The organism is Bacillus sp. FSL R5-0593 (assembly GCF_038603755.1).
Taxonomy (GTDB): domain Bacteria; phylum Bacillota; class Bacilli; order Bacillales; family Bacillaceae; genus Bacillus; species Bacillus velezensis.
In genome coordinates this window covers 1418592-1437457 of the sequence record NZ_CP152011.1, presented here as the reverse complement: position 1 = coordinate 1437457, position 18866 = coordinate 1418592, and the positions used below count along the sequence as shown (strand labels likewise).

Sequence of the window (18866 nt, the reverse complement as noted above, 5' to 3'; positions counted from 1 at the left end):
TCACTCATGCCTGATCGAATCAGTGACACGTTTTTAAGGTTTCAACTGAAATTATGAAATTTTATTGGTTAATCGGTACAAATGAAGCGTGAGATAAACCGCTTCCGCCTCATGAACTGGTTTTTTCAGTATTTGCTGCAAGATTTTTATCAGTTTCCAAGCAGTATTGTAGCATAGCGGGTATTCATTTTTCAATAATAACATTAACTTTTCTGGTTCTTTTGTCTGCTCTTCCCGATTAATCCTGTCTATGGTAAATCTGATATGCCGGATCAGCCGCAAATAGTGGACGCTTTCTTTATTCACTTTCATCTGGAAAGATTCCTCAATCACCTGAACGAGCCGGGACATCAGCTGTGAATGCTGATTGACCTCTGAAAGGGGCCGATTCGTCAGGGCGGAGTGGATATGCAGAGCGATAAAGCCGATCTCCCCTTCCGGAAGGCAGATTCCCGTCTTTTCATTAATCATGCCGACGACTTCACGGGCAATTTGGAATTCTTCCGGATAAAGCGTTTCGGTTTCCATGAGAAACGGGTTTTTAATGTCAAAACCCTGCTGCAGCCGCTTTACCGCAAAGGCGATATGGTCAGTCAGCGCAATATGGATATGCTCATTTAACGGTTGGCTTGTCCGCTTCTTGATATGATAAATGACGTCATTGGAGATGTCGACAAGTGTCTCGTCCACATAACCGAGGAGCTTTTTAAATTGTTTTTGTTCTTTTTCATCCTTTAAGATGAACATCTTGTCATACCCTTTATCTTCAATGACATCCGCTTGTTTTTTTCCAAAGCCGATCCCTTTTCCGATTAAGACGACCTCACTGTATCTATCATGTGTTGCGATGAGCACATTGTTATTTAATACCTTTTCAACTGTAAAGGACCCCTTCATGATCCTCAGCTCCTTTGTCATTCAATACCTCATATCGTACAAAACGAACGGAAAGCGCGTCAATTCTTTTTTTAGACGGTTGATCGTTCAATAAGGCGGTAATCAAGAACTTTCCTTACCGGAGGCCCGCCGCTGATCCGGTTCTCAAGCATGTGAAAAGCCTGCTTTCCCATTTCTTTTGTTTGTATATCTATTGTGGAAATACCTAACATCTTGCTGATATCATGATTGTCGATGCTCAAAATCGCAAGCTCTTCCGGGATGCGCGTCCCGTTTGCCTTGGCTTCAAGGTAAAGACCTGCGGATACTTGATCATTCGCCGCAAACAGCGCAGTCGGTCTGTCATCCCAGCTCTTCCATCTATGAAAAAGGGCTTTCCCGTCAAGCAGCGTCAGCGCCTTTTCTACAACCAGCTCTTCCCTGTAAGGCTGCCCGATCTTCTTGAGCGCCTCTTTGTATGCGGCAATGCGGACTTGACTGTTTTTTCCCTTTTTTCTGGCCAGGCTGATCGCTATTTTCCGGTGTCCCTTTTCTATCAGATAATCCAGACCGTGCCGAAATGCTTCCCGATGCGGATTACTGATGGAGGAAAGCCCTGCCGCATCAGTGTACTGGCAGAGGATGAGCGGTTCTTTCACGGTAAGCAGATGTTCATCAGGAATTGCTTTGGAGCAGATAATCAGGCCGTCCACTTGGCGCTCCTGTAACTGTGATAAGGCAAAACGTTCTTTTTGCTGCTGATAATCTGTCTGGTATAAAGAAAGATGCACGCCTGACGCTTCGGCAGCCTCGGCAATACCTGCAACAAGGTCCGCAAAATACGGCAGATTCACCGACGGAAGCACAACGCCGATCATATCGGAGAAACCTTTGGATAAATGCACAGCATGAATGTTGCGCGTATATCCGAGCGATTGCATCGCTTTTTTCACTCTTTCTCTTTTGTCCTTACTTACATAAGGATGATCGTTTAATACTCTTGAAACCGTTGTAACGGAAACCCCGGCAGCGCCGGCAATGTCTCTGATCGTAGCCATGGCGTCCCCCTTTCTTTTTTCCCTTGATCTGGAATGCGTTTCATACAGTAAGCTAGAAACAGAAACAGCCTATTCGTTTGAAAGGAGAAGAACAGCGATGGGGATTCTTTGCTTAATCGGTTTGTGTCTCGCCATAGTCGGCGGCAGTTATCTTGCCATGCGGCCCCTGAATGAAAAGCATGACATCAAACCATTTCAGCATTTTGATGATTTTTTCATTTAAAAGGTGATAAAAAAGGACGCTGCGTTCCAGAACCGTCCTTTTTTATCACAAAGCTTTTTATTTCAGAATCGTTAATTCTTTCGGATACTGCGTTAATGCTTCGGCGCCGTCTTTTGTGACGAACACATCGTCTTCAATGCGCACGCCGCCGACATCCGGCACGTAAATCCCCGGTTCTATCGTGTACACCATGCCTTCTTTGAGGAGTGTGTCGTTCGCGCTGCTCATTGATGGATATTCGTGAACCGAAATCCCGAGTCCGTGGCCGAGGCGGTGCGGGAAATAGTCTCCGTATCCGGCTTTTTCAATAATGCCGCGGGCTTTTAAATCGAGATCGCCGATTCTGACGCCTGGTTTGCTTAATTGAAGCGCCGCCTGTTCAGCTTTAAGCACCGTTTCGTAAATCTCTTCCTGTTTCGGGCTGATTGATTGGTATGCGAATGTTCTCGTAATGTCTGAACAGTAGCCGTCAAGAATAACGCCCAGATCAAACAGAACAAAATCGCCTTTTTTCAACCGGTCTGCACCCGGATTCCCATGGGGCTGGCCTGATTTTTCCCCGAACAGCACCATCGTTGAAAATGACATGCCCTGCACGCCTTTTTTCTTCAGCTCAAACTCAATCTGCGCGAGTACTTCGGTTTCACTCACACCCTCTTTGAGCGCCGCGACACCGACTTCAACTCCGTAATCCGCGAGCTTTGCCGCTTCCCTGAGAATGCTGATTTCCTTCTCATCTTTCACGAGACGGAATTGGTTGAGCGTTTCTTCTGCCGAAACAAATGCCGCGCCCCCTGAAGCTTGTTTGAGCTGTTCTGAGCGGGAAAGAGAGATCGAATCCTTTTCAACCGCGATGGAATCAAGCCGCATATTTCGTTTTGTGAGCTCGGCTTTGATCAGCTCCCACGGATCTTCGTGATCGCCGTAGCCGATAATATCATGCTCCCACCCGGCGTTGCGGGCTTGTCCGGCTTCCATTCCCGGACAAACGAAAAACGGCTCCTGTTCCTGAAACAGGAACAATCCCATTAACCGCTCATGCGGATCCGTGTAAAAATCAGTTAAATAAAATACGTTTTCCTTTGTATGTATAAACGCCGCATCATGTCCTTCTTTTTTCAGCCAAGATGAAACACGTTCTAATCTGTTCATTTTTTGCTTTTCCTCCTTACCAAAGTGACTCTTTATTCATTCTATCAGTTTTCCGGCGTTTATGCTGTGAACGAACATTTAAAAAACAGCCGCCCGATGTGCGGCTGTCATGTTTATTTTAATAATCTCAGTCCGTTCAGAATGACCAGAATCGTGCTCCCCTCATGCCCGATCACGCCAAACGGCAGTTCCATCACCTGCAGAAAGTTAGCGCAGATCAAAAGGCAGATGACCGAGAGCGAGAAAACAATATTCTGCTTAATAATCCGGTTCATTTTCCTTGAGAGTCTGCACATTTTCACAAGCTTGTGAAGATCATTTTTCATAAGGACTAAGTCAGCCGTTTCAAGGGCCACGTCCGTTCCCCCGCCCATCGCAATACCGACGTCAGCGGTTTTCAGAGCGGGCGCGTCATTAATGCCGTCCCCCACCATGGCGATTGTGCCGTACGTTTCTTTCAGCTTCTTCACTTCTTTTGCCTTTTGGTCCGGCAGACAATCGGCAACAACCGTCGTCATGCCCGCCTCTTTTGCAATGGCAGCCGCAGTTTCAGACTGATCGCCGGTGAGCATGGCTGTTTTAATGCCCAGTGATTCAAGCTCAGCCATCACGGCTTTGGCTTCAGGGCGGATTTGATCCTTTAAGGCAAAGCAGCCCGCAATCCGGTCATCTTTTTTAACAAAGACCAGTGTAAAACCTTCATCCTTTAATTCTTTTCCCGATGTTTGCAAAAAAGCATCTGCCGCATCTTCACCTGCAAACCCCGCTTTTCCGACCATCCATTTGACGCCTTCTATTTCAGCCTGAACACCGAATCCGGACGTCTCGTCAATCGATAGATGTCCTGCGGGCGCGGCGCCCCGGCTTTCGGCAAATTCAGCTATCGCTTTTGCAAGCGGGTGGCTTGATTGCTTTTCCATCGCATACACCGCCTGCATGATCTCATCTTCACTCACATGTTCCGCAGCTTGAAATGCCGCGACTGCCGGCTGTCCCTTAGTGACCGTGCCGGTTTTGTCAAATGCGATCATCCGTACGCTTCCCAGCTGCTCTAAAAACACACTTCCTTTAACCAATAATCCGTTGCGGGCCCCATTTGAGATAAGGGAAAGCGCAGCGGGCATAATAGAAGCGACAAGTGCGCACGGGGAGGCGACCACCATAAACACCATCGCCCGGTAAAAGGTTTCACTCCAGCTCCAGCCTAAAGCGAAATGAGGAATGAATAAAAGCAAAGCCACGGCTAACAGCACGCCTTTGACATAGACACTTTCGAACCGCTCAATAAATGCCTGAGCCGGTGACACGCTGTTTTGGGCTGATTCCACCAGCCGGATGATTTTTCTGAATAAAGACTGTTCATTTGTTTTCGTCACACGAACCATTAAGGAGCCGTTTCCGTTTACCGTTCCTGTAAACACAGAATCTCCGGCTGTTTTTTCCGCCGGCATCGCTTCACCCGTAAGCGCCGATTCATCGAGGCTCGTCACGCCAGACTCAATGATCCCGTCTGCTGCTACGCGTTCGCCCGGCTTAATGACGATCATGTCACCGATCTTAAGTTCAGCAGCTGGCACCCGCTTTTCCCGTCCGTCCGCAAGCAGTGTCGCTTCCTCCGGTTCCAGTTTCATTAAAGATGTTAAATCACGGCTGCTTTTATTCATCGTATATGTTTCAAGCGCGCCGCTTAACGAAAAAATAAAGATAAGAACAGCGCCTTCAGCCCAATAACCGATCAGGGCGGAGCCGACAGCCGCAAAAATCATCAGCAGTTCCACATTTAACGCCTTCGTCTCAATGGTATCCTCAATTCCCTCTTTCGCTTTTGCAAATCCCCCGATCAGGAAGGCAAGGATATACAAAGTGACGGACAGGCCTTTTGTTTCGGTAAAAAACCAGGCCGCAAGAATAAGGACGCCGGATACGAGCGCCGCAATGAGTTCTGCATGCTGGAGCCACTTTTTTCCGGCCCGCTCTTCTTGTATGTGCTGTTGTGAATGGGTTTGTGTCATCACTTGTTCGTTCATTATGAATTCTCCTCTCTAATTGAGAACGCAAATCATCTTCAATTCCCCGATAAAAGCAAAACAGCCGCCTGACAGGCAGCATTTTCACAGTGTTATCGCAGTGTTTTCTTTATTATAGCATGCCGGCGGAAGATTTCAATTATAATTGTTTTAATTTCTTTTTGATAATAATTATCATTAGCGTTTCTTCAGCTGTTCATTATATGCAAAAAAGGTGCTGGAGGAATTCCTCCAGCACCTTTTTATTTCTCTGACCATTCTTTTAATTGTGAGGCGGTCATCGGACCGACGATCTTTTTTTCGATTTCTCCTTTTTCATTCAGCAGAAATGACGTGGGAATCGTCATGACATCGTATTCCTTCATAAGCTCGCCTTTCGTGTCAAGAACAATCGGGAAAGTGAGATGGTGCTGACTGACAAAGTTTTGAACGGTATTTTTGTTTCGCTCGGCATTCATCAAATTTACCGTTACAAGGCTTACATCATCGGACTGATGCTGTTCATAATACGTTTGGAACTGAGGCAGTTCTTTTTTGCACGGCGGACACCACGATGTCCAAAAATGCAAAATCGTTTTCTGCCCTTTATTCGGAATCGATATCTCGTCTCCTTCAATCGTCTTCATCAGAAACACGGCGGGAACTGCCTGTTTTTCTGATGAGGCTTTTGCTTCAGGCATCCAGACGGCGGCAGCTATCAAAAGGACTGCACATACAATTAGGCGGTTTTTATGCATATGATCTTCCTTTCACGCGTTTCGGATAGCTTGCCCTTCCTTATTGAAATGTATCAGCCTTTTCAGCTTTCGATCCGGGGCGCTGTTCTTCCGCCGCCCGTCAAAAACACGGAGACACCGAGGTCTTTGCAGATCGTCGCGTAATGTAAACTTGTCAGAAGAATCATGCCGGTATTCATGCCGAGTATAATGCCGAGCATTTGCAATTCCGGCATAGAACCGAGCACATACATCATCGAAAGCCCTACAATGCTGCTCCATACGTTATGATAAAACGCCGTTTTCACGTGGCCGATACCGATCAGACAGGCCTGAAGCGGCATCACAAACAGATGAAAAAGAAAAAACGGCCACAAAAGCTGCAAATAATACTGCGCTTCCGGAGACTGAAAAAACAAATGGGTCAGCGGTCCCGCGAACTGAAACATGACCCAGACTGCTGGAATGCCGTAGCCGAATGTAATAAAAATCGCTTGTCTCAGCCGTTTCAGCACAATATCATATTGGGACAGCGCATACGCTTCTGAAATGCTGGGAATCATGACGACCATCAGCGAATGAGCGATAAACGCGGGAAACGAACCGATTGTCATCGCTACACCGGCAAGCATGCCGTATTGATCAATCGCGGCTGTCCCGGCTGCCCCGGACGCCAGCAGCGCTCCTTTCACTAAAAAGGGTTCAATGGCGTTCGTCACCGCATGAAATATACGAAGTCCCGTTGTCGGGATCGATACGGCCAGGAGGCGTTTCCGCACGTCTTTCCCGCGAAGATGAATGTGCTGATGGCCGGAAAGCGCCCTCCTCGCCAAAATAAACTGCGTATACAAGTAAACGAACACCACGACATCGCTTGCGACCAGCACAAATAATGAAATGAGCACGGCCATATCAATTTCAAAAGAGTACCATTGAAAAAAGATAAACAGACAAAGCACTTGAATGATTTTTTTCATGACATTCGCAACCGCGATTTTTCCCATTTGCTGCACACCCATAAAATAACCTCTGGCGATGGATGTAAAAGCGACGACTGGAATCAGCCCGATGACAATCCCTTTAATAAACGGGTGATACGTATCGAATACAGGAATGAACGGCAGCGCGATGCTTGCGGCCGCGGTTGAAAACGCGGTAAAAACGGCGGTCATTCTGAAGGCATGCCGGAGCATGCTTTCATGCAGCTTCTGATTGGATTCCGCGATGAATTTTGAAATGGAGATCGGAAGCTCCAGACTGGCGATGACGATAATTAAAAAAATGGTGGGCAGAATGCTCATGTAAAGTCCCATCCCATGCTCGCCAAGCTCCCGCGCCAGTATCATATTCACGACAAATTCCAGACATTCCGCGAAAAAGGCGGCGATGGATAAAAGAATGATCCCTTTCACAAATCGATTCATGGTGTCTCTCCTTGTCTCTCGTTCTTCCATCATCATATGAGACAAGTTCTGAAAATATTTTCGATTTCTCAAAATTGAAAAAAGCATAGCCGGGATATTTTTGATCCCGCTATGCTTACATCGCAAATACGTGTCTGCCGATCCGTTCGATAATTTTTCGGGAACGGATCCAGTGGTCAGATGCCGTTTTCGGATTGTAGAAAAACAACGCGTCCGTTTCTCTTCCCGGATGGTCAAGCGCCTCATTTGCGGCGGCGATGGAATCCTTATCCGGCTTTTGATTAATGCTTCCGTTTGCTACCGGTTCAAATGCATTCCTTTGATAGATCACACCCCGAATGGTATCCGGGAAGCCGTTTTTTTCAGTGCGGTTCAACACTACGCTGGCTACCGCAACCTTCCCTTTATAAGATTCACCTTTCGCTTCTGCGTGAACGAGACGTGACAGAAGTTGTCTGTCAGCGCGGGAATACGTTTTTTTCGGCGGCTGATAAGCCGTCTCTTCCGGTTTTGCCTTCTTCTCTTGGTGAGATGACAGCTTTATCGGTCGGATAGAATGCTTATGATCCGTTTTTGAAAGCTTCGGAACCGAGCTTTTTTTATTTAAATCAGCAACCAGTGTGCTGGGTTCTTGCTTTGGCTTCTTCGCAAAAGTAAACAGAGCTTCTGTATGTTCAATTTTTGATGCAGGCATAAAACATAGAAAAAAGACAGCCAAGGCAGCAAATTTTGTCGTCATACGATTTCCTCCTTAAATACTTCACTACCTTAACAAGAGCTGTGCGCAAATTCACGGTTAAAGATTTTCCAGTGCTCCCAATCAGCTTTTATGATGGAAGAAGTTCGTTAACAGCCTTGTTATTGGCAGGAAAACAGCCGTCATTTTCACAACATTAACCAAATAGCAGTAAAAGTATCCATCGGAGGGATTTTACATTTTGTTTACATCTGTTACAACAAGATGAAATGAGAAACCAAAAAACAAAAAAAAGACTCCTCAAGTGCGAGGAGCCGTCAGCTTCTTGGCTGTTCTAAATACTGAAATACAACATCTCCGCCCTGCTGTGCAATACCGCGGAAATGCTTAAAATCTTCCTGCTTCGATAAAACTGCTCGAAATGCAAGAAAATGTTCTTTCTGCACCCTGAATTCTTTGATTTCACCGGTGCGCATTTGGTTAATACATTCTGAAATTTCCTCAGGCAGCAACGAACACAGCCTCCTTTTCTCGGCTTTTTCCCGAAAATCAATATACCATCTTTCCCCCGCCGGGACAATGATTGAGCGGGCTGATACCCATATCGCTTTACTTCTTAAAGAAAATACTGCAAAATATTTTCAAACAGGATTTATGATAAAGGAGAGGAAGCTCGTGAAAATTGCTAAGGTTGGAAACGTCATTGAATTTAAAAACGGATTAACCGGTATTGTTGAAAAAGTAAATGAAAACTCCGTCATCGTTGATGTAACCATCATGGATAATTATCGTGACCTTGAATTAGATTCCCTCACTGTCGTCAACCATAAGAATTATAAAATCATCAGAGACTCCTATTAAACCCCCCGAACAATCCGAACCATTTACATATCCCGCACAAAAGCTGCCGCCCGGCAGCTTTTTCAAATGAATTCAGATCTCGGTCATTTCTACAAAAAAATCATCGGTCTCATCTTTATTGTAAAGATTAGTGACGGATGTATAGTAGTTGGTTATTTTACCGCGGAATTCAAGCCCACGCTCGGGCGCCTTGATGTCAAATGTTTTTTCATACAAAAGGACGGCAATATCATGATACGTTTCAGAGGTCACCTTCAATATAAATGAAATCATGCGGCCGTTTTCACCCGCACTTTCTTTACAATCATACATTTTCAGTCTTACACCGTTTAACTCTAACGGCTCCATAACGAACACTCCTTCTTTTTACAGGACATGCTATCATGCTGACCATTCCTTTACAATTGATCCGCTCCGAATGAGAAAAAACTGCGCAGGCCTTTACAAACGTATGTTCCCTATTTTATAATGAAACAGACGAGCTGCCATCCAGCACCCGTCACGTATTGAAGCGGCGAGTACACTCCCCCCGGGTTTACTCGTCTTTTTAATACTGAACTTTCATGTACTATTTATTCTTTGGCAGGAAAATCATGCATGGAAAAGGAAAAGTGGAAACTTAATTTAAATATCGTTTTTGTTATACAATGATTACAACTCACCCACTCTAGAAAAACCGCTAGTCAATTTCAATACTTATCTTTCGATGTCATTACCCAAATTCGATATCACATCAATTCAACTCCAAAAAATCTCCTTTTCGATATCAATATCCCCTTTATAGATATTTAACATTAATAATACTCACAAAACCAAACAAGGGGTATATTATAATAACTCTGATCTACTCTTATTTTCTTAAATAGAAGCGACTTTAAATCACAATACTCTTACATGTGGAATACACTCAACTTATATTTCTAACCAATACATTTCACTCGATATTGTTCAATTCAAACGACCCTCACAAAAACAAACTTATGGATATACTGTAATTAATTTGATATTGTTATTAACGACTAATTAAAATTGAAAAGAGTGAGAATTTTGAGTAACCAATTGACTTTATTAAATGTTCATTTAGATGATTATATAAATAAAAATGGCAACCAATTTCAAACAAAAGATAAAGCATTTGAGGTGTTCTCAACCGAACAAATATTTAAAAATCAAGACATTGCATTTGACGAAGCATTACTTGGTTTAGTTGGTGATAGTAAGGATTACGGGGTTGACGGAGTCTATATTTATTTGAATGATGAATTAATCAATAACCTAGAAGAGATTGAAATCCAAAGTAAAATGAAACTAGACCTCCATTTTCTTCAATATAAAAATACTAACACCATTAATGAATCTGTGATTGATAAATTTATTGTAGCAACGAACATTATATTTGATTTAGACAAAGATTTAGAATCAATAAAAAAAGCTGTTTCTGAAAATCTTATCGAAAAAATTTATTTAATACATAATATAATTAAGAAAATAGCAATAAAGCATCCTACATTGAACATTAATTTTTATCATGTTTGCAAAGGAGATAAACAAAAGATATATGGCCCCAAGTATAAGAACCATTCATATCTAAATAAAATCAGTATTTTAAGAGAAAAGACACTTCAATCAAATCTAGGCAAAATGAATTTTAATTATAAACTTATTGATGCTGAATACATATTAAACCTTTTACGTAAAGAACCAGACTATTCGCTTGCATTAAAACTAAATGAAAACCCAATTGCTATAGATTACAGAGAATCCGATCAAAGGGGTTATATTGCTTCTGTAAATGTGAAAGAATATTATAAATTTCTATGTGATGGAGATAATACTTTAAGAAAATATCTGTTTGAATCTAACATTCGGGATTTTCAAAACAATACATCTGTAAATAACGACATAGCAGAAACTCTTAGGGAAAAAAATGAATTTGATTTTTGGTGGTTAAATAACGGGATAACTATTATTGCAGAAAATGGGACATTGATTGGAAAAACACTACAATTAGAAAATATCCAGATTGTAAATGGTTTACAGACTTCACATACTCTTTATAACGCCTTCAGCGTTGATCTTCCTAAAAATGATACCCGTTCGATATTATTAAAAATTATAATAACAAATAAAAAAGAAACAATGGACACTATTATCAAGTCAAATAACTCTCATAACCCTGTACCTCCAGCCTTATTAAGAGCTACTCATAAGGTGCAAAGAGACATCGAAGATTACTTCTTAGCGAACGGCTACTTTTATGATAGAAGAAAAAATTATTATAGAAATCAAAACAAGCCGATAAAAAAAATAATTTCTATAAATTATCTATCTCAATGTATAACATCAATTGTTGAAAAAAACCCATCAAAAGCAAGATCAAACCCAACAATTCTTACTAAAAAGGAGAGTGATTATAATAGACTTTTCCCAGATAATAGACCGATGGAAACTTACCTTCAATCAATAAAATTGATGAAACGAGTTGAACAATTTATAAAGCAAGTGTTTGCACCAAATGACGATATAGATATTGCTCTATCAACACATTACAATTTCCATATATCTAGAGTGCTTGCTTCTGTAGTATTAGATAAAGCTCGGTTCAATGGCGATAGAGATTTATGTAACATAGACGTAGAACATATAACTGATGAAATAATCTTTACAGCGTATAGCTTTACAAAAGAATTAGTTTTAAAATATTCTGAGGAAATCTCCCAAACAAACTTAACCTACGTTTCAAAACAAATCGCATTAAGTGACTTTATAAATGAAAATATTTCAGACCTAATTACGAAATGAATAACAACATCTTAAGTGTTTAAGGGGTAACTTGAAATTTTACCCCTTTTTTATCTCTGAGTTTTATCGAAGACTACAAATTAAAAATGACAGTCCCACACTAGATATAGAAGACATGATCTAAAAAACCGGTAATTGTGACCCTGTCCAGTCTAAATTGAAATGTAATTTCTTGGCTAACCTCACCGAATAGTCTCCCTTCTCGTTTATGAACCGATTATCGAATATGTACATCTTCTTTTGAATAGTCTTATTTTTATACAAGTTTAATGGGATTGCTGATTTTAATTGACTCCAGTACCTTCTATCCATTTACCCGTGTTTTAACTTGTATTTTTAGATTTTCATCTCCAATATGCTACAAAATCTTTTTTCAAGCTGGCTGGCTCAAATTCAAAATGACGATCTCTGAAATAGCAAATCTGCTCCGACTGGTCTTTCTGAAGCTTATCCGATCACTCCTCTACTATTTATGCGGACCCCTCTTTTGACACACCTGCTTTTAATCTACGGAAAGTTTCGATAACCATCAAAGAACTGCCGCCCGTTTTCTCCTATGTATCGATTTTCACATTGTGTTTGCGTATACCTTAAAAGCGACTGGATGTGCTTGAATATGCTAGGCCGAATTTAACCATTGGAAATCTTCGGATCGAGCACTCTTCACTTTAATGCAAACAAATTTCCATTTTGAATGACTGTAATATAACACTCCGTATTGCCTATCTTAGGGTACGTAAATCTCTAATCGGCAGGTCGCCTTTTACAAAAAGCTCGACGGCCGCTCGAATTAATTTGCGGTAACCCCGCCCCCTTTTTCTGGTCGTTATCTATCGGCTTAGAATCTGTTTGCCTTTGTATAATGGGTAAGTGTTGAATGATTTTTCGACAAGGTCGATGAAACTTTTTTCATCCGTTATTTATTAATTGTTAATATACACTTCGGAAAATGGACAAAAAAATAACCCCGCCTAAAAAGACGAGGTTACTTCAGTCACACTTACGTTCATTATCGACTCTATTTTATTCTAATTACGGGTCACACTGCGCTGTGACTCGGTCACATTTCCGTCTAAAACTGACGCTAAATGTTCGGGTTTTACCGTGACCTCACTCCGTTTCACACTTCGTATCACAACCGGGGGTATTTAGGTTATATTCCGAGACCGTACCCCGTCTGAAAATTAACGGTTGACAATCGTCTCCGGATACATATCATGATTCATCATCCGTTGTTCGGCCATTTTTCATATTTTGTTCCCGGTCTGCCGTAGTTTGTATACGGGTCAATGGAGATTCCGCCTCTAGGCGTGAATTTGTCCCATACTTCAATGTAACGGGGGTCCATTAATTCGATCAAATCATTCATGATGATGTTCATGCAGTCCTCGTGGAAGAAAAGGCAGGTCAAAGTCTTGTCCCATAAGTACTTGCTCTAGCATTAATCATGAAGTCACACCAATTTCACACCTTACCAAACGATTGATTTTAACCTTTTTTGGGGACTATTTGTAATCTCTGCGCAGTGAAATTATACCTGTGCTAGCCCGCCATCTACGAACAATTCAACACCCGTCAAGTAACTGCTTTCGTCTGAAGCAAGGAAAGATACAGCGTTTGCTACTTCTTCAGGTGTCCCAACTTTTCCAGCCGGAACAGTATTTCTGGCATTTTCCATTGCTCCTTCAAGTGCATCACCAAAAAGCTCATCGTATGCAGGTGTAAGAATAGCTCCTGGACTCACCACATTTACACGGATTTCAGTACCTTTTAGGTCAAGAATCCAGTTGCGAACCAGTGCTCTTAATGCTGCTTTAGAAGCTCCATATACACTAAACGCTGGGTTGCCAATTGATCCAGCAGTAGAGCCCGTTACAATAATAGAACCTACTTTGTCCGGGAATAGTGATAACGCTTTTTGAACAGTAAAGATGGTTCCTTTAACGTTAATGTCGAACGTTCTATCAACCTGCTCTTCAGTAATTTCACCTAATGGAAGGAAGTTGCCGATGCCTGCATTAGCAAAAAGAATGTCCAACTTACCTTTTTCCTGCTTTATCATGTCATATAGTTTGTCTAAGTCTTCAAGCTTAGAAATATCACCTTGAACACCGGTTACGTTCTTGCCAATTTGGTTAACAGCTTTATCAAGTTCGTTTTGTCTGCGTCCCGTGATATAAACATATGCACCTTCGTTTACAAATTTTTGTGCTGCAGCAAGACCAATCCCACTTGTTCCACCCGTTACAAGCGCTATTTTACCTTCAAATTTACCCATACTTAACACTCCTTTAGAATTCATATTATTTTATGTCTAGTACCTTTAAGTACTTGAAGAACAACTTACAAGATATAGTATCCTTCAGTAAGCACATTATCGGAAGTACCCACTTTTTTGTGATATAGTAACTAAAAAGTAATAAATGTGGAATGGAGAGCTTTAGACATGAAAAAATTTAGCTGTGGGTTTGAAGTGACAAAGGAAGTCATTGGCGGAAAATGGAAAGGACTTGTATTATACTTTTTAATGAATGGACCAAAGAGAACGAGTGAATTAAAGCGCATGATCCCAAATATAACTCAGAAAATGCTGATTCAAACACTTAGAGAGCTTGAAGCCAGTGGACTTGTGAGCAGAAAGATGTATAATCAAGTACCGCCGAAGGTTGAATATTCATCCACTGAACTTGGAGAATCTCTTAAACCTATCTTGCAGGAGCTCTGTCAATGGGGAAGCCATTATGCGGAGCAAGAGTATGCAGAAGGTGAATATGAAATTGTACAACCAGAACAACTAAAGTGAGGATTGATGTAGCTGCTGAAGTAAATGCTAAACAACTTCAATACCCTCACCTAACAGATGAAGAACAGTCAGAAATAAATGAGATATTCAATTTTGAAAGTGAAGTTCTAATAAGAAGTGTCACGGACTATATTCAGGAAAACTTTGATGAAATTCAAAAAAGAGCTGTTTCAAATGTTAAAGAGAAGGTTCAGAAACTTAGCCAAAAAATAAATGAAGATATTGATAATAATATTTAATGCCTATGATCTCTAGATAGGCATTTTTTCTTTCGGATAAAAAAGAAAAGACGTACAAATTGTACGCCTTAATCTGCTTCTGTACTATCAATTTTCCACTGCATAAAAGTCACAGTTCAGGTTGCACCTCAGGTCACACTTTTATTGAGCTTAGTGCGGGTCACACTCCGTATCACACAACGGAATAATTACCGATTATCAATCGTCTCCGGGTACATATCATGATTCATCATCCGATGTTCGGCCATTTTTTCATATTTTGTTCCCGGTCTGCCGTAGTTTGTATACGGGTCAATCGAGATTCCGCCTCTAGGCGTGAATTTGCCCCATACTTCGATGTAGCGGGGGTCCATTAATTCGATCAAATCATTCATGATGATGTTCATGCAGTCCTCGTGGAAATCTCCGTGGTTACGGAAGCTGAAAAGATACAGCTTCAGCGATTTGCTTTCCACCATTTTTTCGTCCGGAATATAGCTGATGTAGATGGTTGCAAAATCCGGCTGTCCCGTTTTGGGGCAAAGCGACGTAAATTCCGGGCAGTTGAATTTAACGAAATAATCACGGTTCACGTGTTTATTCGGAAATGATTCCAAAACCTCCGGCGCATATTCAAATAAATAGTTTGTCCCTTGATTCCCCAGGAGCGTAACTCCTTCTAATTCTGATTCTTTTCTTGTCATATAAATCTCCCTTTCTATTAAACTCCCCGTTTATTGCCCCAAAGCAATGTATGCAGCTGAGGCAGGACTCTGACGAGATTCAGATCCGAATCGGCTGAAACCTTATCAACGAGTGTTTCGTATTTTCCGAGCAGATGTGCGATCAATGCCCGGTCGTCCGTCGTATGGACGTTATCGTTTCCGACCTGAAGATAAAACGGGATATTCGGATACCGCTTGTGCACGGTTTTCGCGAATTGCAGATCTTCATCATTAAAAATGACGACCTTTAAGCTGACCGCGTTAAGCCTTTCTGCCGCATCAAGCGAAGACACAATGTGATCGAGCTTTGCAAAATCGGTTGTCATCCCCGAACTTGGCGGCTTCGGTGAAATCGTCAGGTCGTTAATCATTGTGAACCAATCCTGATAGACCGTTCCCTGCGTTTCTAAAGCGGCGCGCACCCCGTTCTCTTTCAGCAGCAGAATCAGCGCGTCAAGCTGCTTTAACAGCGCCGGGTTTCCTCCTGAGATGGTGACATGGGAAAAGGCGTCTCCGCCGATTTCTCTCAGCTCGCGGTAAATGTCTTCCGCCGTCATCCAGCGGATATCTTTTTTGGCAGAGCCGTCCCATGTAAAAGCGGAGTCGCACCAGCTGCAGGAGTAGTCGCAGCCCGCCGTGCGGACGAACATGGTTTTCTGGCCGATAACCATGCCCTCCCCTTGTATCGTCGGTCCGAAAATTTCTAATACCGGAATTCCTTTAGCCATTCCTATCACCTTTTTTCGGGCGGTATACGCAATAGCTTGTCGGGGTTTCCCTGACAAAAATCTGCACGCAGACCGGCTGATTCTCCAGTGTTTCGAGGTAGGACTGCACCTTATCGTAAATCGTTTTGGCCACGACCTCGGTCGTCGGCAGTGAATATCTGTCATCTTCAGAAAATTCGTCATGGTCATTCAGCAATGTATGGTCATAAGCGCCGTGCACCAATTTCTTCAGCACGCTGAAATTCACGAGAAAGCCTGAATCGTCCAGTTCATCCCCCGCAACTGTAATATTTACTGTATACGTGTGCCCGTGGACTCTGCTGCACGCTCCGGCGCTTTCGCGGGGAATAAAGTGCGCGGCTGAGATGTGCATGTCCTTATTCAACTCAAACGAATAAGGATGCTGAACCTGCGGGTATATTTGAGAAAGCAATTAGTTCCGCTCTCCTTTCATTTTCATATATTCATCATATCCTTTATTGCGGAGCAGGCATGCCGGGCATTCGCCGCATCCGTCCGCAATGATGCCGTTATAGCAAGTCAGTGTGTTATTCTTTACAAAATCAAGCGCGCCGAGCTCATCCGCAAGTTTCCACGTTTCCGCTTTGTTCAGCCACATAAGCGGCGTATGAATGACGAACGGCTTTTCCATCGCCAAGTTGACGGTGACATTGCAGGATTTGACAAACTCGTCACGGCAGTCCGGGTAGCCGCTGAAATCAGTCTCGCAAACACCGGTGATAATGTGGCGCGCGCCGATTTGATATGCAAGAATCGATGCAAAGGATAAAAATACAAGGTTGCGTCCCGGCACGAAGGTTGTCGGCAGTTCCCCGTCCTTCGCTTCAATTTCGATATCATCTCTTGTCAGCGCATTCGGCGCAAGCTGATTTAAAAGAGACATATCAAGCAAGTGATTTTTGACACCGAGCTTTTCGGCAATCGATTTTGCCACATCGATTTCTTCTTGGTGACGCTGATTATAATGGAATGTAACGGTTTCCACTTCTTCAAAGTTTTGCAAAGCCCATAATAAACAAGTCGTGCTGTCTTGGCCTCCGCTGAACACCACAACTGCTTTTTCTTTTTTCATCATGTCTTTCTCTCCCTTATCTATCATTCCATAAAAAAAGCGCCTTTTTCGGAGAAGGCGCCCTAAAAAACATAAAAAAACCGTATCCAAGGATACAGCTCGTCCTTAGTTTTTTATAGAGGGTGTAGCTAGAACCTCTCCCGCATCAATACGGATTTTCTTCTTTTTTCACTTTTGCTATCATACCATAATGTTGTTTCCCGTGACAATAAAAAAACAGCCTGAACCCTGTGTCAGGCTGCAAAATCGGGTTTAAGCCCCGCGTTTTTTCCCCGGAAATACCATCAGCGCAATCCCGATCAGAACAAATAAAGCAGGCCAGAAAACAGAAACCGGAATGATCGGCTGATTCGTCATCATAAAGCAAAGTGCTGTCAAGGTCAGCACCGCAACCGGGATGAGCAGCGCCTTCTGTTTCCCGCCGAACAGCCACAGCTCAAATAAACCGAATGCCGTTGCAAGCAGGTAAACAGGCCATGTCACACCGGAGTAGGACCAATTGGTTGCCGTTTCAAAGACAAACAAGATCCCCGTAATCAATAAGATGCCGCCCGGTACGAGAAGTCCCGCGTTTTTGACAGGTTTCGGGCCGAAAATCGGAATGTGAAAAGCGGCGCCCAGCAAAAGAATGAGAGCGGGCCAGCCGCGTTCGCTGATGACTTCATTTGCATTGGTGAATATGCCGAAAATGCCCGCGGCGCACAGAACCGCCGCAGCAGTCAAAAGCCCTCTCTGCTTTCTGCCGAACAGCCAGGCTTCAAACAGACCGAACGCAACGGCAAAGAGGTAGACAGGCGATGTCACATTTGCGTAAGTCCAATCCGTCAGCGTTTCAAACCATAACAAGCAACCCGTCACAAGCAAAATGCCGCCCGGAATAAGAAGGCCCGATCTTTTTTTCGGCTGCATAAAGGCAGCGGCGTGAAACAAAAGCGCGGCTGCGATGATCAAAAGCGGCCACAGCCCCGTCATCAGCATACCGGCAAAGCATAGTGCTCCCACGGCTGTCAGGATGAAAGCAGGAATCAATACACCTAACTTCCTCCCGCCGAAATACCACAGCTCAAACAGACCGAGAGCAGGCGCCCATATATAAACAGGCCACGTCACGCCTGAATACGTCCATCCCGTTGCCGTTTCAAAACAAAACAGGCAGCCCAGCACAAAAAACATACCGCCCGGAACGAGCAGTCCCGCCTGGTCAGGCGTTTTTTTCGCAAAAATAAATCCGGCGTGAAACCCTGCGGACATTATAATGAAAAGAAACGGCCACGCCGAACCTGCGGATATATGAATAACTCCCGCCCTCTGTAAAAAAAACGCAATGCCGATACAAATAAAAATAAATCCCAATAATACACGTCGAGCTTTCATCTCTTACTCCTCCCCATCATTTCCCAATTCATTATACAGAAATGTCAGGAAAAAAGAAGGGGAATTCCCAAAAAATACAGACATTTTCC

The 18866-nt window shown here is 43.0% G+C and carries 20 protein-coding genes, 1 pseudogene and 1 riboswitch; of the genes and pseudogenes, 5 read left to right on the top strand and 16 right to left on the bottom strand.

What is annotated here, in order from left to right:
* Positions 1 to 51 precede the first annotated feature (51 nt).
* A complete protein-coding gene (gene glcT, locus NYE36_RS07435) occupies positions 52 to 918 on the bottom strand; it encodes a ptsGHI operon transcription antiterminator GlcT (protein ID WP_012117426.1) in 867 nt (288 codons plus the stop codon).
* A gap of 50 nt (positions 919 to 968) precedes the next feature.
* On the bottom strand, positions 969 to 1934 hold the full coding sequence (locus NYE36_RS07430) for a LacI family DNA-binding transcriptional regulator (protein ID WP_094032392.1): 966 nt from the start codon (positions 1932 to 1934) through the stop codon (positions 969 to 971).
* A gap of 97 nt (positions 1935 to 2031) precedes the next feature.
* On the opposite strand from NYE36_RS07430, the gene NYE36_RS07425 reads away from it, so the two are divergent.
* Positions 2032 to 2157: a hypothetical protein gene (locus tag NYE36_RS07425; RefSeq protein WP_014721086.1), complete on the top strand. Its 126-nt coding sequence runs from the start codon at positions 2032 to 2034 to the stop codon at positions 2155 to 2157.
* A 57-nt stretch (positions 2158 to 2214) separates the two neighbouring features.
* On the opposite strand, the gene NYE36_RS07420 is transcribed toward NYE36_RS07425, so the two are convergent.
* The 6 genes from NYE36_RS07420 to NYE36_RS07395 form a co-directional block, all read right to left on the bottom strand.
* Positions 2215 to 3309: a Xaa-Pro peptidase family protein gene (locus tag NYE36_RS07420; protein ID WP_015417353.1), complete on the bottom strand. Its 1095-nt coding sequence runs from the start codon at positions 3307 to 3309 to the stop codon at positions 2215 to 2217.
* A 113-nt stretch (positions 3310 to 3422) separates the two neighbouring features.
* On the bottom strand, positions 3423 to 5336 hold the full coding sequence (locus tag NYE36_RS07415; protein WP_113766315.1) for a heavy metal translocating P-type ATPase: 1914 nt from the start codon (positions 5334 to 5336) through the stop codon (positions 3423 to 3425).
* A gap of 242 nt (positions 5337 to 5578) precedes the next feature.
* Positions 5579 to 6073 (bottom strand): endospore biogenesis thiol-disulfide oxidoreductase StoA, encoded by a 495-nt coding sequence (stoA, locus tag NYE36_RS07410; RefSeq protein ID WP_007409594.1) that lies wholly within the window; start codon positions 6071 to 6073, stop codon positions 5579 to 5581.
* A 62-nt stretch (positions 6074 to 6135) separates the two neighbouring features.
* A complete protein-coding gene (locus NYE36_RS07405) occupies positions 6136 to 7476 on the bottom strand; it encodes a polysaccharide biosynthesis protein (RefSeq protein ID WP_007409593.1) in 1341 nt (446 codons plus the stop codon).
* 115 nt (positions 7477 to 7591) lie between these two features.
* Positions 7592 to 8215, bottom strand: a complete 624-nt coding sequence (locus NYE36_RS07400) for a cell wall hydrolase (protein WP_033574622.1) — start codon at positions 8213 to 8215, stop codon at positions 7592 to 7594.
* Positions 8216 to 8490: 275 nt separating this feature from the next.
* Positions 8491 to 8685: a hypothetical protein gene (locus NYE36_RS07395; RefSeq protein ID WP_007409591.1), complete on the bottom strand. Its 195-nt coding sequence runs from the start codon at positions 8683 to 8685 to the stop codon at positions 8491 to 8493.
* 163 nt (positions 8686 to 8848) lie between these two features.
* On the opposite strand from NYE36_RS07395, the gene NYE36_RS07390 reads away from it, so the two are divergent.
* Positions 8849 to 9034, top strand: coding sequence for a YkvS family protein (locus NYE36_RS07390; RefSeq protein ID WP_003154669.1), 186 nt, complete (start codon positions 8849 to 8851; stop codon positions 9032 to 9034).
* A 72-nt stretch (positions 9035 to 9106) separates the two neighbouring features.
* Here NYE36_RS07390 and NYE36_RS07385 read toward each other — a convergent pair whose 3' ends face one another.
* Positions 9107 to 9382, bottom strand: a complete 276-nt coding sequence (locus NYE36_RS07385) for a DUF3219 family protein (RefSeq protein ID WP_064108125.1) — start codon at positions 9380 to 9382, stop codon at positions 9107 to 9109.
* 699 nt (positions 9383 to 10081) lie between these two features.
* Between NYE36_RS07385 and NYE36_RS07380 the strand changes: the two genes are divergently transcribed.
* The gene (locus NYE36_RS07380; RefSeq protein WP_113766316.1) at positions 10082 to 11836 is read left to right on the top strand and encodes an AIPR family protein; all 1755 of its coding nucleotides are present in this window, start codon (positions 10082 to 10084) and stop codon (positions 11834 to 11836) included.
* Positions 11837 to 13020: 1184 nt separating this feature from the next.
* Here NYE36_RS07380 and NYE36_RS07375 read toward each other — a convergent pair.
* Positions 13021 to 13232 (bottom strand): annotated as a pseudogene (locus NYE36_RS07375) (NADPH-dependent 7-cyano-7-deazaguanine reductase QueF); the annotation flags it as partial.
* A gap of 135 nt (positions 13233 to 13367) precedes the next feature.
* A complete protein-coding gene (locus NYE36_RS07370) occupies positions 13368 to 14114 on the bottom strand; it encodes a glucose 1-dehydrogenase (RefSeq protein ID WP_015417347.1) in 747 nt (248 codons plus the stop codon).
* Between the two features lie 168 nt (positions 14115 to 14282).
* Here NYE36_RS07370 and NYE36_RS07365 point away from each other — a divergent pair, with 168 nt between their 5' ends.
* Both NYE36_RS07365 and NYE36_RS07360 read left to right on the top strand, forming a co-directional pair.
* Positions 14283 to 14639 (top strand): winged helix-turn-helix transcriptional regulator, encoded by a 357-nt coding sequence (locus NYE36_RS07365; protein WP_015417346.1) that lies wholly within the window; start codon positions 14283 to 14285, stop codon positions 14637 to 14639.
* Positions 14636 to 14878 (top strand): hypothetical protein, encoded by a 243-nt coding sequence (locus tag NYE36_RS07360; protein ID WP_122503871.1) that lies wholly within the window; start codon positions 14636 to 14638, stop codon positions 14876 to 14878. The genes NYE36_RS07365 and NYE36_RS07360 overlap by 4 nt, the downstream gene beginning before the upstream one ends.
* A 188-nt stretch (positions 14879 to 15066) precedes the next feature.
* Here NYE36_RS07360 and queF read toward each other — a convergent pair whose 3' ends face one another.
* The 5 genes from queF to NYE36_RS07335 form a co-directional block, all read right to left on the bottom strand.
* On the bottom strand, positions 15067 to 15561 hold the full coding sequence (queF, locus tag NYE36_RS07355) for a preQ(1) synthase (RefSeq protein WP_003154673.1): 495 nt from the start codon (positions 15559 to 15561) through the stop codon (positions 15067 to 15069).
* Between the two features lie 17 nt (positions 15562 to 15578).
* On the bottom strand, positions 15579 to 16310 hold the full coding sequence (queE, locus tag NYE36_RS07350; RefSeq protein ID WP_015239741.1) for a 7-carboxy-7-deazaguanine synthase QueE: 732 nt from the start codon (positions 16308 to 16310) through the stop codon (positions 15579 to 15581).
* Positions 16303 to 16743: a 6-carboxytetrahydropterin synthase QueD gene (queD, locus tag NYE36_RS07345; RefSeq protein WP_007611020.1), complete on the bottom strand. Its 441-nt coding sequence runs from the start codon at positions 16741 to 16743 to the stop codon at positions 16303 to 16305. The genes queE and queD overlap by 8 nt, the downstream gene beginning before the upstream one ends.
* Positions 16744 to 17403: a 7-cyano-7-deazaguanine synthase QueC gene (queC, locus tag NYE36_RS07340; RefSeq protein ID WP_003154679.1), complete on the bottom strand. Its 660-nt coding sequence runs from the start codon at positions 17401 to 17403 to the stop codon at positions 16744 to 16746.
* Positions 17404 to 17502: 99 nt separating this feature from the next.
* A riboswitch (PreQ1 riboswitch) is annotated at positions 17503 to 17547 on the bottom strand.
* Positions 17548 to 17655: 108 nt separating this feature from the next.
* Positions 17656 to 18777, bottom strand: a complete 1122-nt coding sequence (locus NYE36_RS07335) for a hypothetical protein (RefSeq protein ID WP_042635147.1) — start codon at positions 18775 to 18777, stop codon at positions 17656 to 17658.
* Between the last annotated feature and the right edge of the window lie 89 nt (positions 18778 to 18866).